Source organism: Arthrobacter globiformis NBRC 12137, assembly GCF_000238915.1.
Lineage (GTDB): Bacteria > Actinomycetota > Actinomycetes > Actinomycetales > Micrococcaceae > Arthrobacter > Arthrobacter globiformis.
The window spans coordinates 80,475-104,579 of sequence record NZ_BAEG01000113.1 but is presented as its reverse complement, the minus strand read 5'-3'; the positions used below and the strand labels follow the sequence as shown (position 1 = coordinate 104,579).

The following is a 24,105-nucleotide window of genomic DNA, read 5'->3' as shown; positions in this document are numbered from 1 at the left end:
GCCGTCAACCAGATGCTCATTGCCTGAAGGACCGCTCCGCCGCGGTAGGTAAGGGCGAGTTTGTCGTAGCGGGTCGCCAGGGCTCGCCACTGTTTGAAGATGTTGAAGTTGCGTTCGACGACGTTGCGACCTTTGTAGTCCTCTTTGTCGAAGGCCGGGGGTCGGCCCCCGGTTGATCCTTTTCAACTTGGACGCCGATCACAGTTCCGAGATCGACGAGGTTCGCCGAGCGGACTTGGACGAATAGATCCGTCCCCAAATCATGGTTACCGGTCTGAACAGGGCCCCACTGGAGCCGCTGAAAGAACTCGCGGTATCGGTGATCTCAGCACGGGGGTATTCGTGTTACCTGCTTGGGCGCGATGTGAGACCCAGGGTAGAAGCGCAGAGCGGCCTACAGCAGCGTCTCGGCAATGAGTTCGCAGTAGATGTGGCCAGTGCGAAAGACTGTTGCCGTGAGCAACTCTCCCCGCACCGGTAGTCAGACCCGCCAGCGCACCGGCCTTGCCGTGGCAGGCCTCAGCCTGGGCACGTCGCTGAACCCGCTGAACTCGTCGATGATCGCCGTCGCCCTGGTGGTGCTGCGCGAGGACTTCCGGCTCGACGTCGCCACAGTCACCTGGGTGATCACCGCTTTCTACATCACCTCGGCAGCGGGCCAGCCCCTGATGGGGCGGCTGGCCGACCGGTTCGGGCCGCGGAAACTCTTCATGCTCGGCATGGGGCTGGTTGCGGTGTCCTGCGCGCTGGCGCCCTTCTCACCCAACTTCGTGTTCGTCTGCGTCGCCCGCGCGCTCATGGCATTGGGGACGGCGACGGCGTACCCGAGCGCCGTCGTCATGGTCGGCACCCTCGCCAAACTGGCCGACACGACTTCAACAAGGCCGCTGGGCCGCATCCAGATGGCCAACACCTCCGGGGCGGCGGTGGGCCCTGTGGTGGGCGGGCTGCTGGTGAGCCTGGTCGGCTGGCAGGCGCTGTTCCTAATCAACGTCCCGCTCGCACTGGCCGCACTGCTCATCGTGCGGAAGGCCGCCCCACCGGACGAGCGCAGGGAACAGGGAAAAATCGCCACCCTGCTGCGCGATTCCGACATCCCCGGCATCCTCGCGTTCACGGGCGGTATGGTGCTGCTGCTCATGGGCCTGCTGAATGCACTGCCCGGGTCCCGCTGGTGGCTGCTGGGAGGAGCCATGGTGCTCGCAGTGCTGTTTGCCTGGCGTGAGCTGCGCTTCGACCGCCCGTTCCTGGACCTGCGGCTGCTCGGCAGGAACCGCCCTCTGCTGATGGTCTATCTGGGCTTCACGGTGTTCAGCGGCGTCTACTACTTCGCGTTCTTCGGCCTGCCGCAGCTGCTGCAGGAGGCTGCGGGCTACAACCCGGGTGTGGTGGGAGTGCTGATGCTGCCGCTGGCGGCGATGTCCGTCGTCGTCACGCCGCTCGCCGTGCGGGCGATCGACCGGTTCGGTGTGCGGCGGGTGCTGATTGCCGGCGTCGTACTTTTGACCGTGGCGGCAGCGGCACTGTGGCTGCTGACGGCGTCATTCGCCGTCCTGCTGGTGCTGGTGCTGACGGCCCTGATGGGCGTGCCGTACGGGTCGGTCAGCATCGCCTCCAACCAGGGGCTGTACCTCTCGGCCGCGCCGGAGGACAGGGGAGTGGCCGCCGGGATTTTCCAGACCTGCCGGTACGTCGGCGCCATCAGCGCCACGGTGATGATCGGCATCTTCTACGGCACGGGCGTCACCCAGGAGAACTGGGGCCGGATGGTGCTGGTGATGCTGGGCCTATGCGCCGTGACGTTCGTGGTGTCGTTGATGTGGCGGGAGCGGAAGGCGGCGTAGGGAAACGACGGTGGCAGGTACCGTTTGCCCCGTCGATCTAGTCACCCGGCAGGCGGTCGAACCCGGCGTGGAAGTCCCGTATAACGACCGTGGCGTCGCCGAGGAGCCTCGCCTTGGCCTGAAGCTGTGAGACGAGATCCTCGGTCGGGCGGCCAAACACTTCGATGGACCGCATCTTGACGAACGGGGCAATGGGAGGGAATTTGGGCCCTGCCACCTGCATGTGAAACTCCAGTGACGCCACGTCCGGATGAAAGTGCAAGACGCTCATCGTCGAGCCATCCGCGGAGAAATAGACGCGGTAGGCGAGGATCCGCGGCTCATTCAGCTCTACGAACGCGGCCAGATCAGCCATGGCCACCTTGAGCTCCTCAAGCTTCCCGGCCTGGACCTCGGATGTGTCCAGATAGGCGATGAAGTCGTCCATGGCAGGCCCTTTAGTGCCCCAGACGCCGGATGCGGGCCAGCCGCGCCAGCCGGCTGAACGCAAGGATGAAGACCACCTCGACCAGCACCATCAGCCCGAGCATCAGCCAGTGCCCCTGGGCGATGAACACCACGGCACCGGTGAGGACCAATATGCTCCCCAGGATCAGGGCATATACCGCGAACCCGAAGGCCACCCGCACGCTGCGTACGCCGGTGCGGAAGCCAAAGCCCTCTGGCTGTCCGCCGGGCAGTCCCGCGACGCGGTCAGGACCTGCGGGCGGGAGCCGGTCGAACTCCTGCCACAGATCCCAGTCGTGTTCCCTTTCGGTCATGCCTCCATTATCCGCGCGCCGCCGGTGGCGCCTGCTGGCGTGGAGTGCGGGCCGCCGTCGGCGATGCGGAGGGTGGGCGCAATGAGGACTCTTGTCTCCCGGTGCCCGTCGAGCAGCTACTTCGGGCCGGCTATGGCCGTTGTGGCGGTGCGGGCGGCAACGGCCAGGGTGAAGGCTGTGGCGAGGCCGAGAACCGTCCAGGCGTAAATTTCCCGGCCGGGGAGGTCGGTCGCCGCAAGCCAGCGAATGGCATAGTTCGTGGTTGCACCGACGGGAAACGTGAACACCCAAAACATTTGCGTGAAGGGAAGCTTGCGGTACTCGGGAAGGAGCATGACCTGCAGCAGCACCATGATCAGCAGCACGCCTGTCAGACCCAGCTGGACTGCCCCCAGGGGTCCTGGATGTGACACCATCCAGGCGATGTTGGCCGTTGCGGGCGCAGCCAGATAGGCGGACAGTCCGGTCTTGGCGGCTGCTGGCAGCTCGCCGCCGGTCATCAGGCGGACGGTGACGACGGTTCCTACGACCAGCCAGAAGAACGCGCCAATGCCGAACGCGGCGATGGCCGCATCGTGGGCGTGGATGCTTGAGAATCCGATGCTGGCAACAAAAGAGCCGGCCACGACGGGCAGCAGGTAGCCGGGATGAATGGACTGCATGGACACGCCGCCGGTGACCCAGTGGGCGAGGAGCTGCGCGGCGACGAGAGCAAGGGCGGCAATGAAAGCCATGCACAGCCAGGCGCCCCATGGCGGCAGGTACTGGCTGTAGTGCGCCGAAAGCAGGATCCCCACTAACGGGATGAAGGACGCGAAGGGCCCTGCCAGTTCGTGTCGCAGGTCGGCCCGGAATGCTCCTTTCCGGCGAAGGCCCCGGAACACGTAGACGGCCGTCATGATCAGCCACAGAGAGCCGGCCGCTCCGTACAGGATCTCCTCCGGCCACGCCGGGGATCCGAGTGTGCTCCTCGCGGCGGACCAGCCGCCGCCAAGGCCGGCCAGCCCCAGGGGAACGCCGAAGCGGCTCAGCGCCGGCATTCCCGAAGGTGCGGCCGGGGGCAAGGTGCGGTCCTAGGCGGCAGGCGGCAAGGCAACAGGGGTGGCGGTGTCAGTCATGTTGTCGGTCCGCTCTGTTGGTGGGTGAAGATGAGCAGCGTGCTCGTCGCGGTGGCGAGGAGTTCTCCGCTGGCGGTGCTCAGGCGGCCTTCGGTGAAAACCACGCGCGGGCCGGCTTTCACGACGGACCCCTCCGCGCGAAGAGCGCCCGTCCGGAGCGTGATGGGCCGCAGGTACCTGACCGCCAGGTCGATGGAGGTGTATCCGACCCCTGCTTCCAAGGTGGTATGTGCTGCGCAGCCGAGTACCGTGTCGAGGAGTGTGCAGGCCAGGCCGCCGTGCACCATTCCGAGGGGGTTGTAGTGGGCTTCTCCCGGCGAGCACTGGAACTCGACGTGTCCGTATTTCGCATCGACGAGATCGAAATTCATCAGGGAAGCGATCGGCGGGGGCGGGATGCTGCCGTCGCGGAGGCCGGAAAAGTAGTCCAGCCCCGACAGCCGTGGCAGCTGTTCGAGCGCGATTGCCGGATCCATCCAGGTAAAGGTTTCCGAGCGTTCCGCCGAGGCGTTGGTTGACACCGGTGTTTCCTCCTCAGGCTCTCTGCAAGGGTTCGTCGCCGTCATGCCCGGGCATTGGATGCCAGGGCCGGGTACAGATCCGCGATCGGGCCGGACAGGCCGAGCTTCACGCCGGCGCTGATGTCGTCCACGATGACCTCGTAATCACCCTGCTCGAGGCCGTCGAACGACTTCCGTGCCACTTCCTTGGGGGAGGCCTTCGGGGCATCGACGCCCTTGGCCATGGCGGTGTCCATGTAGCCGACGTGCACACCCGTGACCTGTGTGCCCTGCGGGGCCAGTTCCACGCGGAAGGAGTTGGTGGCCGACCACAGCGCGGCCTTGGATGCGCTGTAGGCGCCGGTGAGCGCGATCCAGCTGAGCACCGAGTGGATGTTGAGGACCGCTGATGTCCCGCTGGCGGCGAGTACCGGTGCGAATGCCGTGGTCAGGGCGACCGGTCCGAAGAAGTTGGTCTCCATGACCTCACGCAACTGATCGTCGGAGAGCGACAGGAAAGCGTCCGATTCGACGCTCGTGCCGGCGTTATTGATCAGCACGGTGACGTCCTGGGCCTGGGCAGCGGCGGCCCGAATCGAGTCTGGGTTGGTGATGTCGAGGGCGAGGGGGACGATCCGGGAGTCGTTCCACTCTTGCGGGCGGCGGGCTGTCGCGTACACCTTCGCAGCACCCCGGGCGAGGGCCTGTTCCACGAGCTCGCGGCCCAGTCCTCCGTTCGCGCCGGTGACGAGGACTACGGCGCCAGATAGCAGTGGCATGGATTCTCCTGATGTCGGATCGGGCGGCGACGCGGTTGTCGCGGCCTCAGAGCATCAGATTAGCTGAGTCGGTTGGATTTTCCAACTGACCTGTATACTTGGGGAAGAGCAGCGAAAGCAGGTGAATGATGGATCGGCCGACGGATAAGGCACTAGATGCGCCGAGGGCGTGTTTCATCGCGGCGGGCCTGGACGTGTTGGGGGAGCGGTGGGCGCTGCTGGCGCTTCGCGAAATGTCGTTGGGTGTTCACCGGTTCGATCAGATCGCGCGCAATACAGGCGCGTCCCGCGACATCCTGACGGGCCGGCTCCGCACACTCGAAAGCCGCGGCGTGATCGAGCGCGTCCAGTACTCCGAACGCCCCGCGCGCTACGAATACCACCTCACAACTTCCGGAGCCGAAGTCGCGCCCATTCTCATTTCACTCGCGGCGTGGAGCAGTACATGGATGCGCGACGAGACGCCCCGTGCCTCCTACAAGCACAGTTGCGGGGCTGACCTGAAACCGCTGGTCTTGTGCGCGGAATGCGGTGAGGAGTTCAAGCCGGGAAGTTTGATGCTGGGACCGCTTGTGTCAACGGCCGGCACGGACCCGGCGTCCGCCGCCCAGTAACCAGAGAACAGACAGCGGACGACGGCGTTACGTCCCGCCGTCGACCGCCGCAGCCCGCTCACCCCACCGGCACCACAGGAGCACTCAGCCTGCCGTCCCGCATCGTGGCGACGGCGTCGGTGAGGGGCACGAACTCGGTGTCGTGGGTGACCATGACCGTCGCCACCCGGAACTGGTCCGTGACCCTGCGCAGCAGCCGGACGACCGATTCGCTGCGCTCGTGGTCCAGGGCCGCCGTCGGCTCATCCACCAGCAGCACACTGGGGTCGCCCATCAGGGCGCGCGCGATGTTGACGCGCTGGCGCTGGCCGCCGGACAGCTGGTGCGGGCGCTTGTCCGCGCTCGCGGCGAGCCCGACGACGTCGAGCAGCTCGGCCGCTTTCCGGCGTGCGGCCTTGAGGGGCTTCCGGCGCAGGTGGTCACCGATGATGAGCTGCTCGGCGGCGGTCAGGGACGCGAGCAGGTTGGGCTGCTGGAAGATGATGCCCACCCTGTCGCGGCGCAGCGCCGTTCGTTCCCTGTCCGGCAAACCGGCAACGTCGGTGCCGCCGATGGCCACGAGCCCGTCCGTGGGACGGGTCAGTGTGGCGGCGACGGCCAGCAGGCTCGACTTGCCGGACCCGGACGGTCCCACCAGCGAGACCATCTGGCCGGCCTGCACAGCGAGGCTGACGGAGTCCAGGGCTCTGACCGTGCCGTCGCCGTCGGGGTACTCAAGTGTGACGCTGGCCAGGTTCAGGGGGAGGGGACGGGAAGCGGAAGGTACGACGACGGCGGCCGGCAGGGCGGGGAACGTGGAGGACATGCTGTGGTTTCCTTTGTCGAGTTTGGGCTGGTCAGGAGTGCTAGTTGCCGCCGAGGGCGATCAGCGCGTCCACCTTGGTGACGCGCCGGACGGCCAGTGCGGCGCCGGCCAGGCCGAGGACGATAATTCCGAGCACCGGGAGCAGTGTCGTGGCGGGAGTCAGCAGGAACGGCGCGGCCTGGGCTGCGAAGGAACCGCCCAGGATGCCGAGTGCGCCGCCGGCGCCGGCGCCGGCCAGCAGGACGATGGCCGCCTGCGTGAGGGCGTCCCGCAGGACGTAGGAAACGGAGCCGCCCAGGGCCTTCAGGACCGCGACGTCGCGGGTGCGCTGGACGGTCCAGACGGTCAGGAAGGCCACGATCACCAGCGCGGAGATGCCGTATAGGAAGGCCTGCATCAGCATCAGTGAGCCGTTCTCGCTCTTGAAGGAGCCCAGCGCCTGGAAGGAGTCCGTGCGTGATGCGGTGACCGTGCGGGCTGCGGCGTTCGCCGCGGACTCGTCGACGCTGCTGCCGTCCCGGTAGCTGACGGCGAGGACCGTGCCCAGCTGCTGCGGATCCGTAATGTGCGCCAGACGGGACCAGTCGGGAAGGGCCGTCCACACCACGCTGGTGTGGGAATACCACTGGTCCTCAACCACGCCGCTGACGGTCAGATCGCTGCCGCCGACGCTGGCCGTGTCGCCCACTGTGAGTTCAAGGTCCCGGGCCACGGTACTGCCGACCACCACGGTGCCGGGCGCGACGGCGGCCGGCGCCAGCCCGCCGTCGGCCGCTACGCCGAACACCGCAACGTTCGCGGTGCCGCCCGCGGCGGACCCGGAGCCGCCGGCCTGCAGACGGGCCTGGCTGATCCCGACCGCCCCGGCGGCGTCCACGCCGGGGACGCGCTTCCACACGTCCAGCTGCGCCGCGGTGACCGCGCTCTCGGTGTAGGACGCCTTGGGTTCGCCGGCGCCGGGGGCGCCGAAAACGATGGTGTCCACCGGCTTGGATGCGCCGCCGGTGCCGGTGCCCAGTTTGGCGATGGCCGACGTCGACTGGTCGCCCAGCCCGGCAGTGAGCCCGGAGAGCATGACCAGGAGCAGCGTAATCAGGGCGACGACGCCGCCCATGAGGGCGAAACGGCCCTTGGCAAAGCGGATGTCGCGGAGAGCGAGGAACACGGTGACTCTTTCTTTCGGTGGGCGGCAGCGGGGCGAAGAGGCTGCTGCTTCCACTCTCCGGTGGGGGCAAGCCGCCGGCATGGGGGAGAAGGATGATCCGCGCGTGACGGGCGGTTGATTCCGGAGTCAACCGATCGGTTGATCCGGCCCGGTAGGCCGCGGCATATGCTGAAACAATGTCTGCCCCGCCGTCCGGTACCGCGATCCTGCTCTTCCTGCGGGTGACCCTCCACGTCGGCTTCGCCGTCCTGCTCGGGGTGGCCACCCTGGGGCTCCTGGCGGGCGGCGGCGGTCCCGGCGGCAGCCGGTACGGGTGGGTGGCAGCCGCCGCGGCGCTGGCGGGGGTTTACCTGGCCGGCACCCTGCTGGAGAAGCGCTTCGCCGCTGGCAGGTCCGGCTTCGACCCCCGTCGGTACGCGGTGCTGTGGCTGGGGATCGTCACGGTGCTGTGGGTGGTGCTGCTGGCCGGCAGCGCTGACTTCTCCTGGCTCGCGTTCCCGCTGTTCTTCCTGCACCTGCACGTTCTGCCGCGGCCTGTTGCACTGGTGACCATCGCGCTGCTGACGGCGGCGGTGATTGCATCCCAGTGGGCGGCGAGCGGCCAGGCCGCCCCGCACGTGGCCATGGTGCTGGGGCCGGTGGTCGGTGCGGCCTTCTCCGTGGTGACAGGGCTGGCGTACCGGGCGCTGTACCGGGACGCGGAGAACCAGCGCCGCGTCGCCGATGAGCTGCGGCGCACCCGCGCGGACCTGGCCAAAACCCAGCACGACGCCGGTGTGCTGGCTGAGCGTGAACGGCTCGCCCGGGAGATCCATGACACCCTGGCGCAGGGGTTGTCCAGCATCCTGCTGGTGGCCCGCGCCGCCGAGAAGTCACTGCGCGACGGCGACACTCCCGCAGCCGGGGACCGGCTGGCTTTGGTGCAGCAGACCGCTGCGGAGAACCTGGCGGAGGCGCGCCACTTCGTCCGCGGCCTCGCCTCACCGCAGCTGCAGGAATCCTCCTTGGTGGAGGCACTGCGCCGGCTCTGCAGCGAAACCGAGGCGCTCGCCGCCGCCCGGGGATCGGGACTGCGGTGCCGGCTGCAGGTGGAGGACGTCCCGGCGGAGCTGCCGCAGCCGTACACGGTGACGCTGCTGCGGGCGGCGCAGGCGAGCCTGGCCAACGTGAGGGAGCACGCCCACGCGGGTACCGCCGTGGTCACCCTGGCGTTCCTGGGTAACGAAGTCACGCTGGACATCTTTGACGATGGTGTCGGCTTCGACCCAACGGAAAAGCAGCCAGCGCAGGACGGGAGGACAGGCAGCCGGCCGGAGGGGCGGCCGGACGGGCGCGGATTCGGGCTGCGCTCGCTGCGGGAACGCGTGGCCATGCTGGGCGGCTCGCTCGACTTGGAGTCGGCGCCGGGTGAGGGAACAGTCGTGGCAGTCCGGCTGCCGCTGGATCCTGCTGGGACCGGTTCGGAGAAGCCGGCATGACGGGCGATATCCGGGTGCTGCTGGTGGACGACCACCCCGTGGTCCGCGCCGGCCTGCGGGCGATGCTCACGGAGTTCGACGGGATCTCGGTGGCGGCCGAGGCAGCCCACGGCGAGGCGGCGCTGAAGGAGCTCGCGCGCCTGCACGCCCACGGCGAGCGGGTGGACGTGGTGCTCATGGACCTGCAGATGGGCGCCGGCATGGACGGCGTGACGGCGACGTCGAGGATCCGGCTGCTCGATAAGGCGCCGCCGGTGCTCATTCTGACCACCTACGACACGGACGCCGACATCCTCGCTGCCGTTGAGGCCGGTGCCAGCGGCTACATGCTGAAGGACGCGCCGCCGGAGCAGATCCGGCAGGCGGTGATCGCCGCCGCGGCCGGGCAGACGGCCCTCGCCCCGAGGGTCGCCGCGCTGCTGATGGGCCGGATCAGTAGCCCCGCCCCCGCTCTCACGCCGCGGGAGGTGCAGCTGCTCGAGCGGCTGGCCACGGGGCTGTCCAACCGTGCCATCGCCAAGGAGATGTTCATTTCGGAGGCCACGGTGAAAACCCACCTGGTGCACATCTACGAGAAGCTCGGCGTGGACAACCGCACGGCAGCGATCGCCGTGGCAGCGGAGCGGCGGATCATCCGGGGACGGGGTTCGCGGTGACGTCGGTGGTTGAGCCTGCCGGAACCTGGCCGCGGTGCCAGCCCGTTCAGAAAGCCAGCCCGTTCAGAACGGCAGCGCCACCAGGGCTATCAGCGGAGGGACGGTCGAACCGAGCGTGCCGGGGATGCTGTCACCCTTCCTCGGGTAGTGGCCCAGCCAGTCCGCCAGCCCCATGGTGGCGCCGCTGAGCACCATGTTGGCGCAGCAGTACACCACCAGGGTGTAGCCCACCACCACGTGGCCCGTGTTCACTGCGACCACGCCGGCGATGTTCCCCAGCCCGATCAGGAGGTTGCGGAACCCGGTGGGGATGGCCCACATCATCACGGCGGGCACGTTCTGCGCGGGGGTGCTGAGGAATTTCTGCGCCGCCGGGTGCCGCAGGAAGAAGCTTTCCAGCGGGAACACCACGATGTAGATCAGGGCGGCCAGCACCGCGAAGAGCTGGGATACGGCGTTCATGGGGGAAGAGTACGACGGCGGCGCGCGCCGCCGCGATCCCCTCACCAGGGGTTCCGGGAGACTTCCTCAATCCCCGGTTTGGGGGATTGCGGTCCGGCCTACCGGCCGGATACTGGACGTATGTGGGAGGAACGCGCCGAGCGTGCCCGCCGCGAGATCGCGGACCTGGCCGGCGGCGGACTGGACCTGGCTGAGCTGTACGCCGCGGCGCTGGCGGTGGTACGGCGGTCGGTGCCGTTCGATCAGGGCTGCTGGGCCGGCGTCGACCCGGACACGCTGGGGATGACGTCCGTGACCAATTGGCGGCCGTGGCCGGTGACGGACGAGTATGCCGCCCGCTTCGCCGAGACCGAGTACACCGGTGCCGAGCCGAACACGTTCAGGGAGCTGCTGCGGCGGCCGCGGCCCGTGGCCAGGATTTCTGACGCCCCGCACCGGGACGTGGTCCGCAGCGTCCGGATCAACGACCTGCTGGCTCCCCAGGGTTTGCATCATGAGCTGCGCGCGGCGTTCCGGGTGGACGAGGCGTGCTGGGGTGTGGGAAGCATCTTCCGGCAGGCCGGGCAGGACTTCTCGGACCGTGAGGTGGAATTCCTGGATGCCGTCACCGCCACGTTGGCTGCTGCCACCCGGGTGGCGGTGCGGGTGCAGCGCGGGGCTCGCCCGGCGGCGGGTGGCCCGGTGATCGTGATCGCCGGGATCCATGGCGAGCTGCGGGCGGCCACCCCCGCTGCGGTCCTGTGGCTGGCGGAGGTGGAGGATGCGGCGCCGGGCGGTTTCACCATGGTGCTGTATTCCGTGGTGGCACAGGCCCACGCCTCCGTCTCCGGCACGGCCCGGGCCAGGATGCGTGACGCCACCGGAAACTGGGTGGTGCTGCAGGCCAGCCGTCTGATCGCGGGCGACGATCCGGAGCAGATGGTGGTCACCGTGGAGCCGGCCGGCTCGCACGACGTGGTCAGCCTCCTGCTGGCGGCCTACGGGGTCTCGGCCCGGGAGCGGGATGTCTGCCTGGAGGTCCTCTCCGGGAGTCCGACGGCGGACATCGCCCGGAATCTGTTCATCTCCCCGCACACGGTGCACGACCACCTGAAGGCTCTCTACGGAAAAGTGGGCGTCGGCAGCCGCGGGGAATTGGTGGCGAAGCTGCTGGTTTAGCCTTTTGTGGTTGAGCCGTCGGTGGTTGAGCCTGTCGAAACCCGAGAAGGGCAAACACCATTTACCGCGTCCCCCGGAAGAAATAGGATCGGGCCGTAACTTACGGCACCGAAGGAGACCGCCATGGAGTGCATCGTTTGGTCTGCCCCGGTTCTGCCCGGCAAGCTGGAGGCCTGGAAGGCATTCGCCCAGGGCACAAAGACGGGGGAGGACTATGACCGGCAGCGCAAGCGCATGGGAATAGTCCGGGAAGTTGTATCACTGATGCAAACCCCGGCGGGTGACGTCGCCTGCATCTTTCAAGAGGCCAAGGATCTCGCCAGGGCCTTCCAAGTGCTCGCCCAGTCGGACGATCCCTATGACGTGTGGTTTCGGGACCAAATTATGGAGCTCCATGGACTGACACCGGAAATGCTGCAGGCACCCCCGCCGGCGATCGTCGCCGTCGACTATCACAACGACGAGGGCTAACCGACGCTTAGGGCCCCAGGCGCCGGATGCGGGCCAGCCGCACCAGACGGCGGAACGCAAGAAGGAAGACCACCTCGATCAGCACCATCAGCCCGAGCATCAGCCAGTGCCCCTGGGCGATGAACACGACGGCTCCGGTGAGGACCAGCACGCTTCCCAGGATCAGGGCGTAGACCGCGAACCCGAGGGCCACCTTTGCGCTGCGCACGCCCGTGCGAAAGCCAAACCCCTGCGGCAGTCCGCCAGGCAGTCCCTGAACGCGGTCGGGCCCTGCGGGCGGGAGCCGGTCAAACTCCTGCCACAGATCCTCGTCGTGATCCCGATCGGTCATGCTTCCATTATCCCGCGCAGTAAGGGAGTCCGCTGCTCCGCGCGCAGGCCCAGCCGGCTGTTGGGCCGCGAGGGTGACGCCCCGCTTCCGGGGCATCTAGGCCCTCCCGCTTACGGCGCTTGCTTGGTCGGCCCGGCCGTATCGGACGGACCGGGCCAAGGATTGGATCGACTCCAATGAGTATTGGCGGCAGATGTACCCTCAGTGTCCGTATTCGACCCGCACCGTGTCGTTATCTGGCAGCACCACAACGGTCCCGTTCTGAACTGTCCACCCGTTGGGCAGGAAGAACAGGCGCCCGCCGCTGACATCCAGGAGGCGCAGCCCGTCGTAGCGGTAGACCGGCGCGGCGTCAGTGCCAAGCTTGGCTTCGGTAACGGCCGGCGCACCGATTGCCAGAGGCTTGAAGCTGTACAGTTCCACGCGCGGGAGAGCAGCGAGGTTTTGCTCGATATCCAGGGCAGCTCGCCGGCCGACAGCGTCGGCGTGGTCGCCCGCGCCCCAAAGCAGCAGCAGTGTTACCAGCCCGGTCAAGAGCGCGCCTTGGCCTACGCGATGTCCAATTGACAGAGCCTCTGGCTTGCCTGGATGGGCAAGCCAGTGCAGCCTCATTGCGCACGCGGCGAGCAGCACGCCGGCGGCGATCACGTAGGGGGCATACAGGACGGTCCGGCCGGGCTGGAGCACCACCACCAGCAGCGCGATGCCGGCTACCAGGACGCCGACGACGGCAACGGCGCCGGCTGCACGGCGCACGGTAGGGCCGTTGCCGGTCTCGATGCGGCGGCGCAGCCACCTGTCTAGCCCCATCACGCAGATGCCTACGGCGAAAAGGCATGTCAGAGGGGTGAACAGGTTGCCCACGCTGAACCGGATATAGTCCTGGTCGGTAAAGCTGAACAGGGCCACGTTCAAGCCCATGTACTTGGCCAGGGCAGTGGCTTGAGACCAGCCGAAATAGGCCAGGACCGCGCTGATGACGGCGATCGGCGGCCCGATGGACGCGATGACGTCTAGCAGGCGGGGCTTCGTTCTGCCCCCGGCATCTGTTGTCTGCGTCACAACACTCCTTCCTGTTCAGGTCTGACCGATCCGCGGGACCGGGGAGGACCGGGCTGGCGGGTCGGCAGAGGGCCTGCGACCGGGCTGGAGCTGCCTCCGGCCACGGCTTCGTCCGGGGCTCTGTCCGAGGGGCTGATGTGCGAGCTGCGGAGGCCCACTCCCGGCCGGCGCCGCTAGGGCCCGGCGCGCTGCAGTGGTGGGGCGGTCCACTGGCCGGTGAGCGCTTCGTCTTTCGGCCAGTAGAGGCGCATGGCCATCATGAATGGCCCGGTGGGGGCGGGCAGCCAGTTGGCTTCGTGGTCCGGGCCCGGGGAACCATGTTGAATTATCAGGGTCAGGCCACCGTCGGGATCCTGCGCCAGCTGGGGCAGCATGGCGGAGTTGATCAGGTAGCGGTCCAGCTGATTGGCTACGAGCAGGCTTTGTGGCAGCTCGTACATCGTCACTGACCAGAACGCGTTGACCGGCGGCAGCCCGCCGGGGGCGAAACGCAGGGCGTAGCGGTTGGCGCCGTCCAGCGGCTGGCCTTCAGCGTCGGTGCCGTAAATCGGGTACATTGCTTCCGCTTTTGAATTGCCAAAGATGCCCAGCTTCGCGGCTGCCATGCGGTAAAGATAGTTGTTGTGCAGGTACTCCCGGCTGCCGAACAGCTGTCCTGAGGTGACTTCTCCCGCGTCCACCTGATTCTTCAGTTCGGCGAAGTCCTGCCAGGCGTCCTGGATGCCTTGCTCAAGTCCTTCCCTGACGTCGGGGTCCAACGTGTTGAAGTCAGTGCTCCGGCCGGGGGCGATGCCGATCCGGGCGAAGCGCGACCTCAGTTCCACTTCTGACGGGTGCGTTGGAGAAAATTGCAGGAGGAAGCTCAAAAGGTTGAACGCCTCCAGTGAAGTCTTCTCCTCCTCGGCCGTGAGCGGTTCGAGGAAATCGATGGGAAGCGCGGCCGGAGTCGAGGTCTGGCCAAGGAACGCGGAGAGCGGCCGGGCGTTGTAGCCGCTCTGGACCTGCTTGACGTTGACAAGGTCGTCCGGGTTAAACAGCTGGGTGCGGTAAATAGCGAGCGCAAGCTCGGTTTCCACGTGGAACACCGCGGTGATGCCGCCGGGGGTTTCGCCCGCCCAACCCGGTCCCGCGATCAGGAAATCGCCGCCGCCGTTGCTAGTGGCGCGGGTGCCAATGTAGGCGAAGTTGTGTGTATACAGGTCGATCAGCTGGATGCTGAAATAGCGTTCCTGCTCAATCTTCGGCACGCTGAGCACCAGTGGTTCGGCGCGTAAGTCCAGACCAAGCATCGAGTAGGGCGTGTCCGAGTTCGGCGTCTGTACCGCCGTGTCCTCCGGCGTGTACACCCGCGGTATGTTCTTGAGCTGGTTCCAGGGTGCCTTGAATTCCGGGCTCCCGCTGTCGACGAAATAGGCGTGCATGATGCGGTAGCCGTCCCCCATCGGGAACCCGTAAATATAAGCTTCCCTGGCGATGGTGCGTGCCTCGGCGGGACTAACCTCGGCCTGGGCCGACGGTGCTGATGGTTGCGTGGTATTCATGACTTGCACCTCTTTGTACTAACAGGATGAAGCTGGCTGCCTGACCGGCGGGACGTACGCGCAGGGAGTGGACTGGGCAAAGGCTGCACTGTTTCGGGACCTCGCCCGGGCGTAGTCTTGCATGACCTTCTCCGCGAAGACCTGGCCATTGCCCGTCGGGGGTGCTGATGAATCTTGAAATCAGGCTGCAGTTCTTTCAGGCTGCCGCTACGGTCCTGCCGTCCATCTTTGTCGCCTTTGCGCTCACCAGCCATTTCCTGGATCCCGTCAGCAGGCGGAACCTGAAGATTCAGTTCATTGGGCTGTCCGGGAGGCGCGGGATTGTCGCGGTAACTGTCGTGATCATGGGTTTCATTGCCGCTGAGTTGCTGACCCTGATCGTGCTCGCCACGAACACCCCTTCCTTCCCGGTGTTCGTCGTGGTCATCTTTTATGTTTTTCTGTTTGCCTGGTTTGTCGGAATTCAGGCCTTGAATCCCATGCTTCAGGCCGCAGTCGCGGCGGCGGAGGAAGCCGCCCCGGACGATAAAGCCAAAGCAGACGTGATCCGGAGATACCGGCGGTTCGGGAACATGATTATCACGGGTTCGCTGGCCTTCATTGCCGCTGTAGCCGTTACTTTCTTTGCGCTGAGAGCAGGCTGACCGCACCAAACGAGGACCGTATGGTTTCACAATTCCTGCAGACGCCGGCGAATTCATCGGCCTTCGGCGGGGACGTCTGTTTCAGGGTTTTGCCAGGGCCAGCGTCCGGTCATTTCAAGTTCCAGGGTGAAACTGAGGAAGGTGCGGATCAGGACGATGAGTGCGAGGACGCCCAGTGATTCAAACGTCGGGGTCACAGCAACGGTGCGGATGATGTCGGCGGCCACCAGGAGCTCCAGTCCAAGGAGGATCGAACGGCCCAGACGCTGCCGGTAGGTATCGTAGGTGGTGCCTTTCCGGCCGCGCAGCAAAGCCACGGCTGCCAGAAGCGTCGCCACGATGGCTCCGATGACTATTGCCAGAACTCCGGCGGCGTCCATGGCTTTGCCAACGCTATCCATGATCGATTCATTGTCCATTGGCTTGATGTTCCCTTCTCTCAGGGGCCGCCCGGCAGAGCCGCCGGCAGGATCAGTCCCGGTGGCTTGTGGCCTGCAGGGCGGTGGCGCGCTTCTGCACCCACTTCACGTAGGGGATGCACACGATCGCGCCGATCAGCAGATACAGGATGATGACGGCCCCGAACTGCAACGATGGGAAGTTTGCGGTGGTGATCGCCAGGGCGATGCCCGGGTGCCGTAGTGCGCTGGCCAGGGCCAGGACCTGCGAATCGCCCGGGGCCGGGCCGGCCATGATGTGGCCAAAGACCAGTCCGAGGGCAGTAAAGGCAACAAAGGCCGCGACCGTGTTGAGGGTGAAAACATCCCTGAGTTGGGGGAATGCCGCGACGATCAGGATCGCCACCGCGGCAAGCAGCACGACATTCGCCACTAACGCGAGCGGCTTTCCCACGCTGATAGCGAGCCGGGGCAGGAACGCGCGCACCAGCATCCCCGCTAGCAGGGGCAGCACCACGGCCACCAGAACCTGGCCGGCGACTGCGGTAAAGCTGATGTTGAACGGCTGGTCCGTAAGATTCCCCAGGAACGCCACCAATGCCGGGACGAGCACGATCGACAGGACAGAGACGGCCGCGGTGAGTCCGAGTCCGTAGGAGTCCCGCCCGTCGCCGTCGTGTTCTTTGCCCAGCAGGGTCGGCGGAACCGGTGAGAGCGACAGAGCCACCAGCGCCACCAGCGCGACTTGCGGGGGCGAGATGACCATGGCCAGGACCAGGGCGATGAAGGGCATCACGATGAACATTGACACCAAAGAAATCACCAGCACCCGCGGACGGCGGACGACGAAGAGGACATCTGCAACGGTGGCCCGCAGGCCGAAACCGAAAACGGTCACCATGATGCTCGTCTGGAAGGCAAGCACTAATATTTGCGAGGGGTCCATGCTAGCCCACAGCGTGGAGGTGATCGGCAGTCATAATTGGCTCCTGCCCTGTTTCGGGACGAGTGACCCCGATGACCGCGGTCGCAGGGGATGGAACCGGCGCCGTCCCGGACCGACGGACGGTGCCGATGTCCGGAGACCCTATGCGGTCCTCCGGACGTGACTGAATAAGCGCGAGTGTAGACCGTGAACGGATTCATGGCTACATCCAGCGGCTACACACCGGAATGACTCCGGCAATTCGCTCTCCTGCCCAGAGAACAGATGTCTGCAGGCCAGAAACCGGGTAACCCAAGTCGCGGGTATTGCCCCCTACCGTGATAAGGATCCTTGTGCTACGTTGACCGCACAATCTGTCGCTGGGGGGCGGAGTCGCCACAGGATCTCCTACTGAGGAAGTCCCGGAGCGGAGCAGATATGACCGAAACTTTTCCCCGCCTCGAACTCTTCTGCCACGGCGCGTACGAGCCGTTGGCTGTCCGCTGCAACAAGTTGGCCGTCCGCTGCAACAATTCGAATGATCCCGGGAACATCCCTTGGATGCCCCGGGCTTCTCCGTCCACGTCGCGGGACGGGTTTTAGCCGTGCTGACCGCAGCGGCCACTGGTTGGCTTGGTGCTGCCGGCGGCCGCGCCGTGCCAAGGCAGGTAGCAGCACATGAACCCTGCTGAAGGCATCAGACCCGCCGCCGCAAATGCACCGGCCGCGTCCAGCCGCGGGGCGAGTTCAGAATCGGTAGCGAACCCAGCACTGCAACCACTCGCACCGAATATGCTTTGGGTGCCCGGCGGCACCTTCCTGATGGGCTCCGATGGCCACTATCCGGAGGAGGCCCCCGCCCACCGCGTAACGGTCAGCGGGTTCTGGATGGACCGGAACACAGTCACCAACCGGGAGTTCGCCCGGTTCGTCGCCGAAACCGGACACGTCACCCTGGCCGAACAGGTGCCGGACCCCGCCGACTATCCCTACGCAAAACCAGAGCTTCTGGTACCCGCCTCGTCGGTGTTTCGCCAACCGACCCAGCGGGTAGACCTGGGTGACCCGTACAACTGGTGGACCTACGTACCGGCAGCCAACTGGCGACAGCCGCAAGGGCCAGGCAGTTCACTGAACGGCCGGCAGGACCACCCCGTCGTCCACGTCGCCTGGCCCGACGTCGAGTCTTACGCAGCCTGGGCGGGAAAGTCGCTGCCCACCGAGGCCGAATGGGAGTTCGCCGCCCGCGGGGGCCTGGACGGGGCTACGTATGCCTGGGGCGACGAATTCACCCCCTCCGGCCGCTGGATGGCCAACACCTGGCAAGGCGAGTTCCCCATCCAGAACACCGAACAAGACGGGTACGCAGGGACCGCACCAGTCGGCTCCTTCCCGGCCAATGGCTACGGCCTGGCGGACATGATCGGCAACGTCTGGGAATGGACCTCCGACTGGTACCAGGCTCACGCTGAAACCGCCCATTCCTGCTGCACCGTGAAAGATCCGCGGGGCGGGGAACAGAACCGCAGCAACGATCCGCACGACCCGGTGCGGATACCCCGCAAGGTGATGAAGGGCGGGTCGCACCTGTGCGCGCCGAACTACTGCCAGCGCTATAGGCCGGCAGCACGGATGCCTCAGGCTATCGACACCGCTACCTCTCACCTCGGTTTCCGCTGCATCATCCGCACTTGAAAGTCCCTCACCGGCGAAGCCGCCTGGAAGGAATATCAGTCATGCACAAGATTTTGGTCCAGTTACCCCGGGCCCGCCGACCGTGCGGGGCCTCCCAGGGCTGTTACGTAAATAAGGGCCTGCCTCTGGCCGCAAGCTGCCGGGAGTGCAAGCTGCCGATACTCCTTTGAAGTTTCCAGGAGGTCCGGTCCCAGCAAGGTGCCGGCTGGGTTGAATTCAAATTTAGGAAGCCAAAGTCATGAATAGTCAACAGCCAACATCCGTCTCACTCCCTGCGCCGGACCGCGGATACCGGGGATTCTTGCCCTACGATGCCAGGGATCCGGACTCGAAATTCGAGGCGATTCAACCGACGCAGCCGCCGCGCGGAGCGCCGAATGTGCTCATCGTCCTGCTCGACGACGTGGGTTTCGGCGCCTCCAGCGCCTTCGGCGGTCCCTGCGCGACTCCGACAGCCGAGCGGCTCGCCGCTGCCGGCCTGAAGTACACGCGCTTCCACACAACGGCGCTGTGTGCACCCACCAGGGCGGCACTGTTATCGGGAAGGAACCATCACACCGTCGGGATGGGAACCGTCACCGAAGCCGCGACCGCTGCGCCCGGCTACACCTCCTCGCGGCCCAACACCACGGTGCCGCTGGCCGAAATTCTCAGGCTTGCGGGCTACTCGACGGCGCAGTTCGGTAAATGCCATGAGGTCCCCGCCTGGGAGACGAGCCCGGTTGGCCCCTTCGACCGGTGGCCCACCCGCTCGGGATTCGACTACTTTTACGGCTTCGTCGGCGGCGAAACCAACCAGTGGTACCCGGCCGTCATCGAAGGGACGACCCCGGTGGAGGTCGGCCGGCCCGAGGACGGGTATCACTTCATGGCGGACATGACCGACAAAGCCATCATCTGGAGCCGGCAGCAGAAGTCGCTGGCGCCGGATCGGCCGTTCTTTATGTATTTCGCGCCCGGCGCCACGCACGCACCGCATCACGTGCCGGCGGACTGGATCGCCAAGCAGAAGGGACGCTTCGACCAGGGCTGGGACGCGGTCCGGGACGAGACGTTCGCGCGCCAGAAGGAGCTCGGAGTAGTTCCTGCCGAGGCGGTCCTCACCGAGCGGCCTGCTGAAATTCCAGCGTGGGACGATATGCCGGCGGAGCTCAAACCGGTCCTGGCACGCCAGATGGAGGTTTATGCGGCGTTCCTTGAATTCGCCGACCACCATGTGGGACGCCTGATCGATTCCCTGGAAGCGGACGGCCTTTTGGATGACACCTTCGTCTACTACATCATTGGGGACAACGGGGCTTCCGCGGAGGGATCGCTCAACGGCACCTTCAATGAGATGACCTACTTCAACAAGGCCAGCGCACTGGAGACGCCTGAATTCCTGATCGAACATCTCGATAAGTTCGGCGGGCCCGAGTCCTACAATCACTTTGCCGTCGGGTGGGCGCACGCCATGGACACGCCCTACCAGTGGACCAAGCAGATCGCCTCGCACTTCGGCGGAACCCGCAATGGCACCATCGTTCATTGGCCCATCGGCATCAAGGCCCGCGGCGGAATCCGCCACCAGTTCCACCACGTGATCGACATCGCCTCCAGTGTTCTGGAGGTTGTAGGCCTGCCAGAGCCGGACACCATCAACGGCGTGACCCAGAAGCCCTTCGAGGGCACTTCGATGCGCTATTCCTTCGACGATGAAGCCGCCCCCGACACCCATACCACCCAGTATTTCGAGATGATGGGCAACCGGGGGATCTACCATAACGGCTGGACCGCGGTGACCCACCACAGCACGCCGTGGAAGGCGGACCCGCCCGTCGCCTTCGACGACGACGTGTGGGAGCTCTACGACACCACCACCGACTGGGCCCAGGCCCACAACCTCGCAGCCGAGCAGCCCGACCGCCTCCACGAACTCCAGCGGCTCTGGCTCATCGAAGCGGTCCGCCACAACGTGCTCCCGCTCGATGACCGCACCGTGGAACGGATGAACCCGGACATCGCCGGACGGCCGGAACTCATCAAGGGCAAATCCCAGCGGTTCTTCCGCGGCATGACGGGCCTGAACGAACACACCACCATCAACACCAAAAACAAGTCCCATACCGTCACCGCCGCCATTTCCGTCCCTGAATCCGGTGCGAACGGCGTCATCTTCGCCCAAGGCGGCCTAGGCGGCGGGTGGGCACTCTCCGTGGATGACGGGAAGCTAACCTACACCTACAACTTCCTGGGGCTCAGCACTACGCACATCACCGCACCAGAACCACTGGCCTCAGGCGATCACCAGGTGCGCGCTCAATTCGCATACGACGGCGGCGGCTTGGGCAAGGGCGCCGAGGTCACCCTTTTTGAGGAGGACAGCCAGCTCACCACCGGGCACATCGAAACCACCCACCCGATAATGTTCTCGGCCGACGAAACAGCCGAGGTGGGCCTGGATGCCGGATCCCAGGTCTCCGACCGGTATTCGGACAGTGGCAGCAGATTCACCGGGGACATCGAATGGGTGCAGATCGACCTGGGCGATGACAGCCACGACCACCTCATCACCCCCGAGGACCGGATGCGGGTGGCCATGGCGAAGCAGTAAGGCCCCGCTGTCCACCACAGCACCGAACACCCTTAGCGCCGGTCGCTGAGGGTGTTCGCCTGCCGAAGCCGTTAAGCGGTTGAAAACAGCGCGGATGCTGGGAGCAACCTCGAAGAATGAGCGTAGGGCTGCTTCCGGGACCCTTGCGGGCAGAGGGGCCTGCTTCAGTTCTTCATATGTACCCGGATAGTGCGCAGGACCCGGCGTTGTAATGCTCTGATGACCGGGCCGCCCAACCAGATCAACGGGACAGCCCAGGGGCGTGCTCCAACGGCCAGCGTCCACGTGAGGCGGGAGCCGGAGGGTGTGGACTCGATGACCCAGTCCTCCGCCACATTTCGGAGGCCGGGAAGAGACGCCTCCAGACCGCTGAACGAAAATCGCTTCCCCTCGACCCAGCGGTAAAACCGCTCACGGACAGTGAGCACCACCGCCAACGTGACCGCGCGTTCTGTCCCCACGCCCAACGGCGGCGAACCCCAGCGGAGGCCGGTCCACACCGGTACCCAATGGAGCAAATCGTAGCCGGTGATCACCTCCCAGATCCGTTCGGAAGGGGCCGTGGTCTCCACGGACTGCACGTAGCGAAAAGGCGCGGACTTCAGGAAAGCGTCATCACACTCGACGAGCGGAAACCAATGCCGAGAGACGAGTGCCATTGTCCCCTCCTCCGGGCGCACCGTCTGGCAACAACGGATGGCAAGCCCTGTGATTCAGCCAGCAGCCATGGGCTACCCTGCGCAAAGCGACGCAGCGGGACCCAAACCTGATGGTACTGGTCGGGGTGACCCTGGACCAGAGTGATGGGGGCATCTGTGCCTGGGCGGGGGTGTCCTTGATCTACGACAATGAATCCGACGGCCCATCAAGGGACAAACTCTTGGGCGATCGAGCGTCTCATCCTCCACCCGGACCTACCCAGGCGCTGAAGTCACCCCTCCGTCCATCGCCGCGTTCGTCGTCATCCTTGCCACATCGGCGACAGCGCTTATACACGGTCCCGTCGTCGGCATGTTCGACATGCCACTCGTGCCGAATGTTGAGTTTGCACAGCAGGGCCTGGATCATGACAGCCTCCGGTTCGAATCGCAGTGCTCTGTGCCACTAATGATGGCCTTCCCGCCCTCCCACAGGTATTGGCAGGTGCTTCTTGACCGGCGCCACGACGAAGATCAACACTCGTACGCATCCCGCCGCGCATCTTGGTTCGGACCGAGAAGCTCAGCCAGCAGCTCAAGTGTGGTGAACAGGAGTCACCTGTCGCCTGAACAGGGGCCAGCAACCCGCGGAAGCGGACGACGGCGGAGGCCCGCTCGTGTGAATACGCTGCGGTTTTCGTTGTTGTGTCAGAAGGCCAGTGGGAAGATGGTCGGAGAGTTGGGCACTTATTGGGGGTGCCGGCAGAACGGCGGCGCGTGTCCAGTCCAAGAGACAGGGACGGTGACCGAGCCATGACAGAGCACCATCTGCAGCAGCGGCGGCTGCGCGTGTCCGACGTCAACGTCGTCAATCACCGGACGCTGCGGAAAGCGCTCGGCGGCACTATCGTCGGCAACACGATGGAGTGGTACGACGTCGGGGTGTTCGGTTACCTGATCACCACGATGGGGCCGGTGTTTTTGCCCGAGGCGGACAGGGCCGTGCAGAACCTGTTCCTGCTGGGAACCTTCGGCGCCACGTTTATCGCCCGGCCATTGGGCGGCATCTTCTTCGGCTGGCTGGGCGACAAGATCGGCCGGCAGAAGGTGCTGGCCATGACGCTGATGATGATGGCCGCGGCGACGTTCGCCGTCGGGCTGCTTCCCGGGTACGCGGTGCTGGGCATCTGGGCTGCGGTCCTGCTGGTGGTCACCAAGCTGGTGCAGGGCTTTTCCACCGGCGGCGAGTACTCGGGTGCCACCACGTTCGTCTGCGAGCATTCACCGGACCACCGCCGTGGCTTCTTCGTCAGCTTCCTCGACATGGGCAGCTACCTCGGCTTTGCGCTCGGTGCCGCGCTCGTGTCCGCCCTCCAGCTGATCCTGGGACAGGGGCAGATGGAGGCGTGGGGCTGGCGCATCCCGTTCCTGATCGCGGGGCCCCTGGGCATCGTGGCCATCTACTTCCGGATGAAGATCGAGGAGTCGCCCGCCTTTAAGGCCACGCAGGAAGCCGAAGCCGTGGCCGCCAAGCACCATGAGACCGACGACGACCTCCGTCCCGTGGGCCCGGTCGGAATCTTCAAGGACCACTGGCGCCGCATCCTGTTGGCCATGATCCTCGTGGCCGCCGGAAACACCGTGGGCTACGCCCTCACGTCCTACATGCCCACGTATCTCACCACCAACAAGGGCTACGACGAGATCCACGGAACGCTGCTGACCGTTCCGGTGTTGGTGGTCATGTCCCTGTGCATCCCGCTGACGGGCCGCCTCTCAGACAGGATCGGGCGGCGACCTGTGCTCTGGATCGGGGCTATCAGCACGGTGGTGTTTTCACTTCCCGCGTTTCTTCTGATCTCGATCGGAACCGTACCGGCCACGCTCGCCGGCCTCGCACTGGTCGCGTTTCCCGTGGCATTTTTCGTGGCCATTCTCGCGTCGGCGCTGCCTGCACTGTTCCCCACGGCCCACCGCTACTCCGCGATGGGCATCGCCTACAACTTTGCCGTGGCGATCTTCGGCGGCACCGCCCCGTTCATCATCGCCGCCCTCATCCAGGCGACAGGCAACGACCTGATGCCGGCGTTCTACCTCATGGCGACGTCGGCCATCGCCGCGGTCGCCATCTACTTCCTGCCGGAATCCGCGCAGCGGCACCTGCCCGGCTCCATGCCCAGCGTGGACTCGGACGAAGCCGCACGCGAGCTCGTGGAGACCCAGGACCACAACCCGCTGCTGGAGATGGACACGCTCCCGTTCGACAGCAGCTACGAGGAGGCGCGGGCGTCGCATGGGGACCGGCCTGACAGGCCGACGGTGATGTGAGCAGACGACTCATCAGACCCAAATCGGCATTAGCAATTCTGTTTCAGTTGAACATATTGGCTGGATATCTCGTTCCAGAGTCAGAGCTCCTGCGGCTCACGAGACCGGCCACGTGTTCCGCTCTGTCGGCCCGATGGGG

At 65.8% G+C, this 24,105-nt stretch carries 24 protein-coding genes and 1 pseudogene; 10 read left to right on the top strand and 15 right to left on the bottom strand.

The annotated features are described in order from the left end of the window. Positions 1 to 182: pseudogene (locus ARGLB_RS22965) on the bottom strand (transposase); the annotation flags it as partial. A gap of 246 nt (positions 183 to 428) precedes the next feature. On the opposite strand from ARGLB_RS22965, the gene ARGLB_RS21260 reads away from it, so the two are divergent. Continuing rightward, a complete protein-coding gene (locus tag ARGLB_RS21260; RefSeq protein ID WP_003806195.1) occupies positions 429 to 1,844 on the top strand; it encodes an MFS transporter in 1,416 nt (471 codons plus the stop codon). A 37-nt stretch (positions 1,845 to 1,881) separates the two neighbouring features. Here ARGLB_RS21260 and ARGLB_RS21255 read toward each other — a convergent pair whose 3' ends face one another. The 5 genes from ARGLB_RS21255 to ARGLB_RS21235 all read right to left on the bottom strand — a co-directional run bounded on the left by ARGLB_RS21255 (position 1,882) and on the right by ARGLB_RS21235 (position 5,002). Further along, a complete protein-coding gene (locus ARGLB_RS21255; protein ID WP_003806194.1) occupies positions 1,882 to 2,271 on the bottom strand; it encodes a hypothetical protein in 390 nt (129 codons plus the stop codon). A gap of 10 nt (positions 2,272 to 2,281) precedes the next feature. Next, positions 2,282 to 2,605 (bottom strand): hypothetical protein, encoded by a 324-nt coding sequence (locus ARGLB_RS21250; protein ID WP_003806193.1) that lies wholly within the window; start codon positions 2,603 to 2,605, stop codon positions 2,282 to 2,284. Between the two features lie 116 nt (positions 2,606 to 2,721). Further along, entirely contained in the window at positions 2,722 to 3,669 is a 948-nt protein-coding gene (locus ARGLB_RS21245) for an SLAC1 family transporter (protein WP_003806192.1), read from the bottom strand. Between the two features lie 50 nt (positions 3,670 to 3,719). Beyond that, the gene (locus ARGLB_RS21240; RefSeq protein WP_003806191.1) at positions 3,720 to 4,244 is read right to left on the bottom strand and encodes a PaaI family thioesterase; all 525 of its coding nucleotides are present in this window, start codon (positions 4,242 to 4,244) and stop codon (positions 3,720 to 3,722) included. 41 nt (positions 4,245 to 4,285) lie between these two features. Continuing rightward, positions 4,286 to 5,002, bottom strand: a complete 717-nt coding sequence (locus tag ARGLB_RS21235) for an SDR family oxidoreductase (protein WP_003806190.1) — start codon at positions 5,000 to 5,002, stop codon at positions 4,286 to 4,288. 125 nt (positions 5,003 to 5,127) lie between these two features. Here ARGLB_RS21235 and ARGLB_RS21230 point away from each other — a divergent pair, with 125 nt between their 5' ends. Continuing rightward, positions 5,128 to 5,616: a winged helix-turn-helix transcriptional regulator gene (locus tag ARGLB_RS21230; protein WP_003806189.1), complete on the top strand. Its 489-nt coding sequence runs from the start codon at positions 5,128 to 5,130 to the stop codon at positions 5,614 to 5,616. Positions 5,617 to 5,674: 58 nt separating this feature from the next. Here the strand turns inward: ARGLB_RS21230 and ARGLB_RS21225 are convergent, their stop codons facing one another. Both ARGLB_RS21225 and ARGLB_RS21220 read right to left on the bottom strand, forming a co-directional pair. Next, positions 5,675 to 6,421: an ABC transporter ATP-binding protein gene (locus ARGLB_RS21225; RefSeq protein WP_003806188.1), complete on the bottom strand. Its 747-nt coding sequence runs from the start codon at positions 6,419 to 6,421 to the stop codon at positions 5,675 to 5,677. A gap of 40 nt (positions 6,422 to 6,461) precedes the next feature. Then, a complete protein-coding gene (locus ARGLB_RS21220; RefSeq protein ID WP_003806185.1) occupies positions 6,462 to 7,586 on the bottom strand; it encodes an ABC transporter permease in 1,125 nt (374 codons plus the stop codon). A gap of 176 nt (positions 7,587 to 7,762) precedes the next feature. On the opposite strand from ARGLB_RS21220, the gene ARGLB_RS21215 reads away from it, so the two are divergent. Both ARGLB_RS21215 and ARGLB_RS21210 read left to right on the top strand, forming a co-directional pair. Further along, positions 7,763 to 9,064, top strand: coding sequence for a sensor histidine kinase (locus tag ARGLB_RS21215; RefSeq protein WP_003806184.1), 1,302 nt, complete (start codon positions 7,763 to 7,765; stop codon positions 9,062 to 9,064). Further along, positions 9,061 to 9,720, top strand: coding sequence for a response regulator (locus ARGLB_RS21210; RefSeq protein ID WP_003806183.1), 660 nt, complete (start codon positions 9,061 to 9,063; stop codon positions 9,718 to 9,720). The genes ARGLB_RS21215 and ARGLB_RS21210 overlap by 4 nt, the downstream gene beginning before the upstream one ends. A 63-nt stretch (positions 9,721 to 9,783) precedes the next feature. On the opposite strand, the gene ARGLB_RS21205 is transcribed toward ARGLB_RS21210, so the two are convergent. Continuing rightward, positions 9,784 to 10,182 carry a DUF1304 domain-containing protein gene (locus ARGLB_RS21205; protein ID WP_003806182.1) on the bottom strand — a complete coding sequence of 133 codons (399 nt, stop codon included), beginning with the start codon at positions 10,180 to 10,182 and terminating at the stop codon, positions 9,784 to 9,786. Between the two features lie 120 nt (positions 10,183 to 10,302). Here ARGLB_RS21205 and ARGLB_RS21200 point away from each other — a divergent pair, with 120 nt between their 5' ends. Together ARGLB_RS21200 and ARGLB_RS21195 are read left to right on the top strand one after the other, a co-directional pair. Then, positions 10,303 to 11,340 carry a helix-turn-helix transcriptional regulator gene (locus ARGLB_RS21200; RefSeq protein ID WP_003806181.1) on the top strand — a complete coding sequence of 346 codons (1,038 nt, stop codon included), beginning with the start codon at positions 10,303 to 10,305 and terminating at the stop codon, positions 11,338 to 11,340. 123 nt (positions 11,341 to 11,463) lie between these two features. Then, a complete protein-coding gene (locus ARGLB_RS21195) occupies positions 11,464 to 11,811 on the top strand; it encodes a DUF6176 family protein (protein WP_003806180.1) in 348 nt (115 codons plus the stop codon). A gap of 7 nt (positions 11,812 to 11,818) precedes the next feature. Here ARGLB_RS21195 and ARGLB_RS21190 read toward each other — a convergent pair whose 3' ends face one another. From ARGLB_RS21190 to ARGLB_RS21180, 3 genes are all read right to left on the bottom strand, one after another. Further along, complete coding sequence (locus tag ARGLB_RS21190) at positions 11,819 to 12,142, bottom strand: hypothetical protein (RefSeq protein WP_003806179.1); 324 nt, start codon at positions 12,140 to 12,142, stop codon at positions 11,819 to 11,821. 201 nt (positions 12,143 to 12,343) lie between these two features. Next, positions 12,344 to 13,204 (bottom strand): hypothetical protein, encoded by an 861-nt coding sequence (locus ARGLB_RS21185; RefSeq protein WP_003806178.1) that lies wholly within the window; start codon positions 13,202 to 13,204, stop codon positions 12,344 to 12,346. A 173-nt stretch (positions 13,205 to 13,377) separates the two neighbouring features. Further along, positions 13,378 to 14,745, bottom strand: a complete 1,368-nt coding sequence (locus ARGLB_RS21180) for a DUF1254 domain-containing protein (protein WP_003806177.1) — start codon at positions 14,743 to 14,745, stop codon at positions 13,378 to 13,380. A gap of 167 nt (positions 14,746 to 14,912) precedes the next feature. Between ARGLB_RS21180 and ARGLB_RS21175 the strand changes: the two genes are divergently transcribed. Continuing rightward, entirely contained in the window at positions 14,913 to 15,389 is a 477-nt protein-coding gene (locus ARGLB_RS21175) for a hypothetical protein (RefSeq protein WP_003806176.1), read from the top strand. 53 nt (positions 15,390 to 15,442) lie between these two features. Here ARGLB_RS21175 and ARGLB_RS21170 read toward each other — a convergent pair whose 3' ends face one another. Both ARGLB_RS21170 and ARGLB_RS21165 read right to left on the bottom strand, forming a co-directional pair. Next, positions 15,443 to 15,808: a DUF1622 domain-containing protein gene (locus tag ARGLB_RS21170; RefSeq protein ID WP_003806174.1), complete on the bottom strand. Its 366-nt coding sequence runs from the start codon at positions 15,806 to 15,808 to the stop codon at positions 15,443 to 15,445. A gap of 52 nt (positions 15,809 to 15,860) precedes the next feature. Beyond that, on the bottom strand, positions 15,861 to 16,733 hold the full coding sequence (locus ARGLB_RS21165) for a bile acid:sodium symporter family protein (RefSeq protein ID WP_003806173.1): 873 nt from the start codon (positions 16,731 to 16,733) through the stop codon (positions 15,861 to 15,863). A gap of 657 nt (positions 16,734 to 17,390) precedes the next feature. Between ARGLB_RS21165 and ARGLB_RS21160 the strand changes: the two genes are divergently transcribed. Beyond that, on the top strand, positions 17,391 to 18,407 hold the full coding sequence (locus ARGLB_RS21160; RefSeq protein ID WP_003806172.1) for a formylglycine-generating enzyme family protein: 1,017 nt from the start codon (positions 17,391 to 17,393) through the stop codon (positions 18,405 to 18,407). Between the two features lie 238 nt (positions 18,408 to 18,645). Beyond that, entirely contained in the window at positions 18,646 to 21,000 is a 2,355-nt protein-coding gene (locus ARGLB_RS21155; RefSeq protein WP_003806171.1) for an arylsulfatase, read from the top strand. 164 nt (positions 21,001 to 21,164) lie between these two features. Here the strand turns inward: ARGLB_RS21155 and ARGLB_RS21150 are convergent, their stop codons facing one another. Next, entirely contained in the window at positions 21,165 to 21,659 is a 495-nt protein-coding gene (locus ARGLB_RS21150) for an SRPBCC family protein (RefSeq protein ID WP_003806170.1), read from the bottom strand. Between the two features lie 792 nt (positions 21,660 to 22,451). Here ARGLB_RS21150 and ARGLB_RS21145 point away from each other — a divergent pair. Continuing rightward, complete coding sequence (locus ARGLB_RS21145; protein WP_003806169.1) at positions 22,452 to 23,966, top strand: MFS transporter; 1,515 nt, start codon at positions 22,452 to 22,454, stop codon at positions 23,964 to 23,966. Positions 23,967 to 24,105: the final 139 nt, after the last annotated feature.

Coding starts and splice junctions, on each gene's coding strand:
- ARGLB_RS21250 (WP_003806193.1), bottom strand. CDS start 2,605: ATGACCGAAAGGGAACACGACTGGGATCTGTGGCAGGAGTTCGACCGG.
- ARGLB_RS21145 (WP_003806169.1), top strand. CDS start 22,452: ATGACAGAGCACCATCTGCAGCAGCGGCGGCTGCGCGTGTCCGACGTC.
- ARGLB_RS21150 (WP_003806170.1), bottom strand. CDS start 21,659: ATGGCACTCGTCTCTCGGCATTGGTTTCCGCTCGTCGAGTGTGATGAC.
- ARGLB_RS21165 (WP_003806173.1), bottom strand. CDS start 16,733: ATGGACCCCTCGCAAATATTAGTGCTTGCCTTCCAGACGAGCATCATG.
- ARGLB_RS21195 (WP_003806180.1), top strand. CDS start 11,464: ATGGAGTGCATCGTTTGGTCTGCCCCGGTTCTGCCCGGCAAGCTGGAG.
- ARGLB_RS21235 (WP_003806190.1), bottom strand. CDS start 5,002: ATGCCACTGCTATCTGGCGCCGTAGTCCTCGTCACCGGCGCGAACGGA.
- ARGLB_RS21230 (WP_003806189.1), top strand. CDS start 5,128: ATGATGGATCGGCCGACGGATAAGGCACTAGATGCGCCGAGGGCGTGT.
- ARGLB_RS21175 (WP_003806176.1), top strand. CDS start 14,913: ATGAATCTTGAAATCAGGCTGCAGTTCTTTCAGGCTGCCGCTACGGTC.
- ARGLB_RS21205 (WP_003806182.1), bottom strand. CDS start 10,182: ATGAACGCCGTATCCCAGCTCTTCGCGGTGCTGGCCGCCCTGATCTAC.
- ARGLB_RS21200 (WP_003806181.1), top strand. CDS start 10,303: ATGTGGGAGGAACGCGCCGAGCGTGCCCGCCGCGAGATCGCGGACCTG.
- ARGLB_RS21190 (WP_003806179.1), bottom strand. CDS start 12,142: ATGACCGATCGGGATCACGACGAGGATCTGTGGCAGGAGTTTGACCGG.
- ARGLB_RS21160 (WP_003806172.1), top strand. CDS start 17,391: ATGAACCCTGCTGAAGGCATCAGACCCGCCGCCGCAAATGCACCGGCC.
- ARGLB_RS21170 (WP_003806174.1), bottom strand. CDS start 15,808: ATGGACAATGAATCGATCATGGATAGCGTTGGCAAAGCCATGGACGCC.
- ARGLB_RS21180 (WP_003806177.1), bottom strand. CDS start 14,745: ATGAATACCACGCAACCATCAGCACCGTCGGCCCAGGCCGAGGTTAGT.
- ARGLB_RS21210 (WP_003806183.1), top strand. CDS start 9,061: ATGACGGGCGATATCCGGGTGCTGCTGGTGGACGACCACCCCGTGGTC.
- ARGLB_RS21215 (WP_003806184.1), top strand. CDS start 7,763: ATGTCTGCCCCGCCGTCCGGTACCGCGATCCTGCTCTTCCTGCGGGTG.
- ARGLB_RS21155 (WP_003806171.1), top strand. CDS start 18,646: ATGAATAGTCAACAGCCAACATCCGTCTCACTCCCTGCGCCGGACCGC.
- ARGLB_RS21255 (WP_003806194.1), bottom strand. CDS start 2,271: ATGGACGACTTCATCGCCTATCTGGACACATCCGAGGTCCAGGCCGGG.
- ARGLB_RS21225 (WP_003806188.1), bottom strand. CDS start 6,421: ATGTCCTCCACGTTCCCCGCCCTGCCGGCCGCCGTCGTCGTACCTTCC.
- ARGLB_RS21260 (WP_003806195.1), top strand. CDS start 429: ATGTGGCCAGTGCGAAAGACTGTTGCCGTGAGCAACTCTCCCCGCACC.